This is a genomic window from Proteiniphilum sp. UBA5384 (assembly GCF_002410825.1).
GTDB lineage: Bacteria > Bacteroidota > Bacteroidia > Bacteroidales > Dysgonomonadaceae > Proteiniphilum.
Window position 1 is genome coordinate 44,299 of sequence record NZ_DHOS01000073.1, and the last position, 4,204, is coordinate 48,502.

General features: G+C 45.7%; 5 protein-coding genes and 1 pseudogene. All 6 read left to right on the top strand.

The genetic code is table 11. The annotated features are described in order from the left end of the window. Positions 1–1,945, top strand: a 1,945-nt coding sequence (gene fusA / locus B4G81_RS14275; protein ID WP_294083649.1) for an elongation factor G, incomplete at its 5' end; no start/stop codon positions are given. Positions 1,946–1,970: 25 nt separating this feature from the next. Beyond that, positions 1,971–2,276 (top strand): 30S ribosomal protein S10, encoded by a 306-nt coding sequence (gene rpsJ / locus B4G81_RS14280; protein WP_019541341.1) that lies wholly within the window; start codon positions 1,971–1,973, stop codon positions 2,274–2,276. 130 nt (positions 2,277–2,406) lie between these two features. Beyond that, a complete protein-coding gene (gene rplC, locus B4G81_RS14285) occupies positions 2,407–3,024 on the top strand; it encodes a 50S ribosomal protein L3 (RefSeq protein ID WP_294083651.1) in 618 nt (205 codons plus the stop codon). Between the two features lies 1 nt (position 3,025). Next, entirely contained in the window at positions 3,026–3,655 is a 630-nt protein-coding gene (gene rplD, locus B4G81_RS14290) for a 50S ribosomal protein L4 (RefSeq protein ID WP_294083653.1), read from the top strand. Between the two features lie 11 nt (positions 3,656–3,666). Continuing rightward, complete coding sequence (gene rplW, locus B4G81_RS14295) at positions 3,667–3,960, top strand: 50S ribosomal protein L23 (RefSeq protein ID WP_294083654.1); 294 nt, start codon at positions 3,667–3,669, stop codon at positions 3,958–3,960. Between the two features lie 5 nt (positions 3,961–3,965). Then, positions 3,966–4,204 (top strand): annotated as a pseudogene (gene rplB / locus B4G81_RS14300) (50S ribosomal protein L2); the annotation flags it as partial.

Consider the following 4,204-nt stretch of genomic DNA (forward strand, 5'->3'; position numbering starts at 1 on the left):
TATTACCATTACTTCTGCTGCTACTACCACGAGCTGGAAATATGATGACAAGACATATAAAATCAATCTGATTGACACCCCGGGACACGTGGACTTCACCGTAGAGGTTGAACGTTCACTGCGTGTGCTCGATGGGGCGGTTGCTGCATTCTGTGCCGTAGGTGGCGTGGAACCGCAGTCGGAGACCGTATGGCGTCAGGCAGACAAATATAAAGTGCCCCGTGTAGGTTACGTCAACAAGATGGACCGGTCGGGTGCTAATTTCTTCGACGTAGTACGTCAGGTAAAAGAGATGCTGGGCGCCAATGCGTGTCCTATCCAGATACCGATCGGCGCGGAAGAGACTTTCAAGGGAGTGGTCGACCTGGTCACCATGAAAGCGCTCTATTGGCACGACGAAACCATGGGAGCCGACTACGATGTAGTGGATATCCCCGCAGAATTACAGGATGAGGCCAATGAGTGGCGGGACAAGATGCTCGAAACCATTGCAGAGTGTGATGATGCTTTGATGGAAAAATATTTCGACGATCCTTCCACCATTACGGAGGATGAGATCAGGACAGCTATCCGCAAAGGTACACTGGCCATGCAGATCAATCCAATGATCTGCGGATCATCTTTCAAAAATAAAGGGGTACAGACTTTGCTCGATGCGGTTTGTGCTTATTTGCCCAGCCCCAGTGACACGGAAGCTATTACCGGTACCGATCCGAAGGATTCCGACAAGGAACTGGTGCGCCACCCCGATCCGAACGAGCCGATGTGCGCGTTGGCATTCAAGATTGCCACCGACCCCTATGTGGGGCGTCTCTGCTTCTTCCGCGTTTATTCGGGAGAATTGGATGCCGGTTCTTATGTATATAATGCCCGTTCCGGCAAAAAAGAGCGTATTTCACGTCTCTTCCAGATGCACTCCAACAAACAGAATCCGAGAGACTTCATAGGTACCGGTGATATCGGTGCCGGTGTAGGTTTCAAAGATATCCGTACGGGAGATACCCTTTGCGACGAAGCACACCCCATTATCCTGGAAGCGATCGACTTCCCCGATCCGGTGATCGGTATCGCGGTAGAGCCCAAAACGCAGAAAGATCTGGATAAGCTTTCTACCGGATTGGCCAAGCTGGCGGAAGAAGATCCTACCTTTACCGTAAAAACTGACGAAGATACCGGACAGACCGTAATCTCAGGTATGGGTGAACTTCACCTCGAGATTATTATCGACCGCTTGAAACGTGAGTTCAAGGTAGAAGCCAATCAGGGCCGTCCCCAGGTATCTTATAAGGAAGCTATCACCAAACCGGTTGAGTTGCGTGAGACCTATAAGAAACAGACCGGAGGCCGGGGTAAGTATGCCGATATGATCGTACGCGTGGAACCGGCTGATAAAGATTTCGAAGGCGAATTGCAATTCGTGGATGAAGTGAAGGGGGGGAATATTCCGAAAGAATATATTCCTTCTATCCAGAAAGGATTCCAACGGGCAATGAAAAATGGTGTACTTGCCGGTTATCCGTTGGATAACTTGAAAGTAACGGTGATCGATGGTTCGTATCACCCTGTGGACTCCGATCAGCTTTCATTTGAGATCTGTGCGATGCAGGCTTTCAAATCTGCAGCAGAAAAGGCAGGTCCGGTATTGCTGGAGCCGATTATGAAGGTAGAAGTAGTTACTCCCGAAGAAAGTATGGGAGATGTAATTTCCGACCTGAACAAACGTCGCGGACAAGTAGAAGGAATGGAATCGAACCGTTCCGGAGCACGTGTGGTGAAAGCCAAAACGCCGCTCTCTGAAATGTTCGGTTATGTAACCTCGTTACGTACCATCACTTCGGGACGCGCCACATCTACCATGTCGTTCTCGCACTTCGAAGAAGTTTCGGCTTCTATTGCAAGGCAGGTATTGACGGAAGTAAAGGGCCGTGTAGATTTGATCAAGTAATAAACATTTTTACGCAACATATTTTATGAGCCAAAAAATCAGAATTAAACTGAAATCTTACGATTACAGCTTGGTGGACAAATCTGCCGAAAAAATCGTAAAAACCGTAAAAGCTACGGGTGCTGTAGTAAGTGGTCCAATACCATTGCCCACGCACAAGCGTATTTTTACCGTAAACCGCTCCACGTTCGTCAACAAGAAATCGCGCGAGCAGTTTGAACTGGCCTCTTTCAAGAGACTCATCGACATCTACAGCTCAACGGCTAAAACAGTGGATGCATTGATGAAGCTTGAATTGCCCAGTGGTGTGGAAGTAGAGATAAAAGTATGATATAATAGATTAATAGAACCAAGAACCAAGACAAAAGAACCAAGAGCCAAGATGGAAGAGCCAAGACGAGAAAGTCTTGAATCTGTCTTGAATCTTGAATCTTACATCTTGGATCTAAAAAAAGAGAGAAATGCCAGGATTATTAGGAAGAAAAATCGGAATGACATCCGTTTTCAGTGCCGAGGGGAAAAATATCCCATGCACTGTTATCGAAGCAGGTCCTTGCGTGGTAACTCAGGTGAAGACCGTTGAAAAAGACGGTTATGATGCTATTCAGCTCGGGTTTGAAGACAAGAAAGACAAACACACCCCAAACGCTGAGAAAGGGCATTTTAAAAAAGCCGGAGTAAGCCCCAAGAGACACTTGGCCGAGTTCAAAGGTTTTGGAAACGACTACAAGGCAGGATCCGAAATCAAAGTAGATCTTTTCAATGACACTGTCTATGTAGACGTGATCGGAAAATCGAAAGGTAAAGGATTTCAGGGGGTAGTAAAGCGCCACGGTTTTGGTGGTGTAGGTCAGTCGACTCATGGTCAGCACAACAGATTACGTGCCCCCGGTTCGATCGGAGCCTGTTCTTATCCCGCAAAAGTGTTTAAAGGAACTCGAATGGCCGGACAGATGGGTAACGAGCGGGTAACCGTTCAGAACCTGCAGATAATTAAAGTGATTCCCGAACACAACCTTTTGCTCATAAAGGGTTCGGTACCGGGAAGCAGAGGTTCAATCGTAGCAATAGAGAAATAAAATGGAATTAAGCGTATATAATATCAAAGGAGAGGTAACGGATAAAAAGGTGACACTCGACGATTCCATTTTCGGGATTGAACCTAATAATCATGTTATCTGGTTGGATGTGAAACAATACATGGCCAACCGGCGTCAGGGTACGCATAAATCGAAAGAAAGAAGCGAAATTACAGGAAGTACACGCAAGTTGATCCGCCAGAAGGGGAGTGGTGGTGCACGTCGTGGTGATATCAAATCGCCCGTATTGGTAGGGGGAGGTCGTGTTTTCGGACCCAAACCGCGTGATTATAGTTTCAAACTGAATAAGAAAGTAAAAGTGTTGGCACGTAAATCAGCTCTTTCGTTAAAAGCAAAAAATAACGCCATTGTAGTGGTGGAAGATTTTACTTTTGATGCCCCCAAAACAAGGGAGATTGTAGAGTTGACAAAAAAACTGCAACTGGCTGATAAAAAGCTACTTTTCGTTTTGCCGAATCAAAATAAAAACGTATATTTGTCGGCCCGAAATTTGAGCGGTGTCAATGTGATAACAGCTTCGGACATAAATACATACAGAATTATGGATTGTGCCGGTCTGGTGATGATGGAATCATCGGTAGCTGTAATCGATAACCTGTTTAAAGCATAAGGAGAATAGAGATGAGTGTAATAGTAAAACCCATATTCACAGAGAAACAAACCGCGATAACCGAGAAATTCGATAATCGCTACGGTTTTATCGTGCTACCTTCTGCTAATAAGGTTGAAATTAAAAATGCCGTTGAAGCGCTTTACAATGTACATGTGGAAAGCGTGAACACGATGAAGTATGATGGCAAGCTGAGAAGCCGGTATACAAAATCGGGCGTCGTACAGGGACGTACACCGTCATACAAAAAAGCAATCGTCACCTTGAAGAAAGGCGAGACAATCGATTTATTTAGCAATATCTAAAAGTAATGGCAATACGTAAATTAAAGCCCACAACACCGGGGCAAAGACACAAGATTATCGGTTCATTTGATAAGATCACTGCAAGTGTACCGGAGAAATCTCTTGTAGTTGGTAAGAGAGCGTCGGGTGGCCGCAATCATCGTGGTAAAATGACCGTGAAAAATATAGGCGGCGGACACAAAAGACGTTTCAGGATCATCGATTTCAAGAGAACAAAAGATGGTATCCCGGCCGTAGTAAAAAG